The 3,012-nt window shown below is 72.3% G+C and carries 2 protein-coding genes; one reads left to right on the forward strand and one right to left on the reverse strand.

Annotated features, from left to right (window positions below):
• Positions 1–619: cytochrome c oxidase assembly protein (locus ACY45C_RS13190; RefSeq protein WP_462187914.1), on the forward strand; the 619-nt coding region annotated here is incomplete at its 5' end.
• 22 nt (positions 620–641) lie between these two features.
• Here the strand turns inward: ACY45C_RS13190 and ACY45C_RS13195 are convergent.
• Positions 642–3,012 (reverse strand): HAD-IC family P-type ATPase (locus tag ACY45C_RS13195; RefSeq protein WP_462187915.1); only part of this gene is annotated, 2,371 nt, incomplete at its 5' end.

Below are 3,012 nucleotides of genomic sequence, written 5' to 3' on the forward strand. Positions count from 1 at the left end.
CAGCTCGCTGCTGTCGACCCTCATGCGCAACCATCTCGGCCACCTGTACATGAACGTGCACTTCCTCGCGGTCGGCGTGCTGTTCTTCGAGCTGCTGATCGGGACCGACCCGCTCCCCCGCCGGCTGCCGCATCCCGGCCGCGTCCTGATGCTGCTGGCCGTCGTCCCGTTCCACGCCTTCCTCGGCCTGACCATCATGAGCACATCGGCCCTGCTCGGCTCAGGCTGGTACGACCGCCTGGTCCGGCCCTGGGGCGTCTCACCGCTCAGCGACCAGCGGACCGCCGGGGGCATCGCCTGGGCGTTCGGCGAGATTCCCACCTTTGTCGTGCTGATCGTGCTGGCCATCCAGTGGTCCCGGCTGGACGAGCGGCAGACGCGGGCCCGGGAGCGGCGCATCGCCGCCGCTGGTGACGTCGACGCCGAACTCGACGCGTACAACGCCTACCTCACCCGGCTCGCCGCCGGCCCGGCCCGGCGCACGCCGTCCGCGGCCACCCCCACTACCGCGACAGCCGCCGCCTCGACAGCAGCCACCTCACGCACGACCTCGCCCACCCCCGGAGACGAGACCATCGCTGAGGCCGAGACCGGTGCTGAGGCCGAGACCTCCGGATAGGCAGGCCGGGAGAGAACCCCGACTACGGCGTCGGCCGCGGGCCGTCGGGACCGGATGCCGCGGCCCTCCCGTCCGGACGGACGACCCCCGGACGGACGACCACCCCCGGACGGGCGACCACCGCGGACCGCGGGCTGTCGGCAGGCGCACCCTCGGCAGGCGCCGCGGGCAGGATCCGCACGTTGCTCTGCGAAATCGGCGGGCGGCGCGCCGCTTCCAGGTCCACCCGCGCGGCCACCACCGTCAGCTGCCGGCGGATGATCGCCCATACGAGTTCGAGCAGGACCGCCGCCACCGCGGCGATGCCGACCGCCGTCCACGGCCCGGTCGTCCCCACCAGGGAGAGCTGGAAGAACTCCTGGCCGGGCGGGATGGCCAGGACCAGCGCGAACGCGACCGCCATGGTCAGCACGAGCGCGATGCGCCACCAGGTGTACGGACGGGCGACGATCGCCAGTGCCCACAGCGCGACTCCGAACAGCGTCAGCGTCGCCATCGAGGTCTCGGTGTCCAGGTCTTGACCATAGAAGTGCGACCGGGCCAGCAGGTAGGACGTCATCGTCGCCGCGGCGACGAGCAACCCGGCGGGAAGGGCGAAGCGCAGCACCCGACCGACGAAGTCCGGCTGCGCCCGTTCGGTGTTCGGCGCCAGCGCCAGGAAGAACGACGGGATGCCGATCGTCAGCGACCCGACGAGCGTGAGATGCCGAGGGAGGAACGGGTACGGCACCTGGGTGATCATAACCACGATCGCGAGCAGGACCGAGTAGACGGTCTTGGTCAGAAACAGGTTCGCGACCCGTTCGATGTTGCCGATGACCCGCCGCCCCTCGGCGACCACCGGCGGCAACGTCGCGAAGCTGTTGTTCAGCAGCACGATCTGGGCGACCGCGCGGGTCGCCTGGCTGCCGGATCCCATCGACACGCCGATGTCGGCGTCCTTGAGCGCCAGGACGTCGTTGACGCCGTCGCCGGTCATCGCGACGACGTGCCCCCGCGACTGCAACGCCGCGACCATCTCCCGCTTCTGCTGCGGGCTGACCCGCCCGAAGATCGAGTGGCTCTCCATGGCGTCGGCGAGCGCGGCCCGGTCGGTCGGCAGCGTGCGGGCGTCAACGGGATCGTCGGCGCCGGGCAGCCCCAGCGAGCGGGCGACCGCGCCGACCGACAGCGCATTGTCCCCCGAGAGGATCTTGGCGGCGACGTTCTGCTCGGCGAAGTACCGCAGGGTATCCGGGGCATCCGCCCGCAGCCGCTGGGCGATGACCACGAGCGCCACCGGGACGACGCCAGTCGGCACCGTCGCCGGGTCCGCCAGTGCGTCCGCCAGCGGCGCGCCGAACCGAGCGAGCAGCAGCACCCGCAGGCCCTGCGCCCCGTACTCGTCCGCGGTGGCGAGCACCCGGTCACCAGCTGCCAGCAGCACATCGGGCGCGCCGAGCAGCCAGGTGCCCTCGGTCCCGTCCGCGGCGGCGAGGGTCGCGCCGCTCCACTTACGCGCCGAGGAGAACGGCGCGTCCGCCCGCACCTGCCAGCCCTGCGGGGCGGGATAGGCATCGATGATCGCCTGCAGGCTCGGATTCGGCCGGCTGTCGGCCGCGCCGAGGGCGCCGAGCACGCTCGGCACGAGGGTGCTCGGCTCTCCGGCCGCACCTGCCCCGGAGGCGGCGCCCGTCTCAGGTACGGCGCCGGCGGTGCCCGGCTCGACGATCCGCAGCTCCACGACGTCCATCGCGGCCTCGGTGAGGGTGCCGGTCTTGTCCAGGCAGACGACGTCGACGCGGGCCAGCCCCTCGATCGCGGGCAGTTCCTGCACCAGGCACTGCCGCCGGCCCAGCCGCACCACGCCGACCGCGAAGGCGACCGACGTGAGCAGCACCAGGCCCTCCGGCACCATCGGCACGAGCCCGGCGACCATCCGGCGGATGGCCTCGGGCAGGTCGTCGTCGTTGACGACCACCTGGCTGATGATCAGCGCGAGGCCGGCCGGAATGATCATCCAGGTGACGACCCGCAGAATGGTGCTGATGCCGCCCCGCAGCTCGGAGTGCACCAGGGTAAACCGACTCGCCTCCTCAGCGAGCCGGGCCGCGTAGGCCTCGCGGCCCACCCGGGTCGCCCGGAACGCCCCCGACCCCGCGACAACGAAGCTGCCCGACATGACGATGTCGCCGGGCTGCTTGTGCACCGGATCCGCCTCACCGGTGAGCAGCGACTCATCGACCTCCAGGTGATCGGCTGCCAGGACCAGGCCATCGACGGGGATCTTGTCGCCGGCGCCGAGCTCGATCACGTCGTCCAGCACGATCTCGGTGGCGGGGAGCTCCCGGGCGACACCGTCACGCCGCACGACGGGCCGGGACTCCCCCACCACGGCAAGCCGGTCCAGGGTG

The organism is Frankia sp. CcWB2, assembly GCF_977927585.1.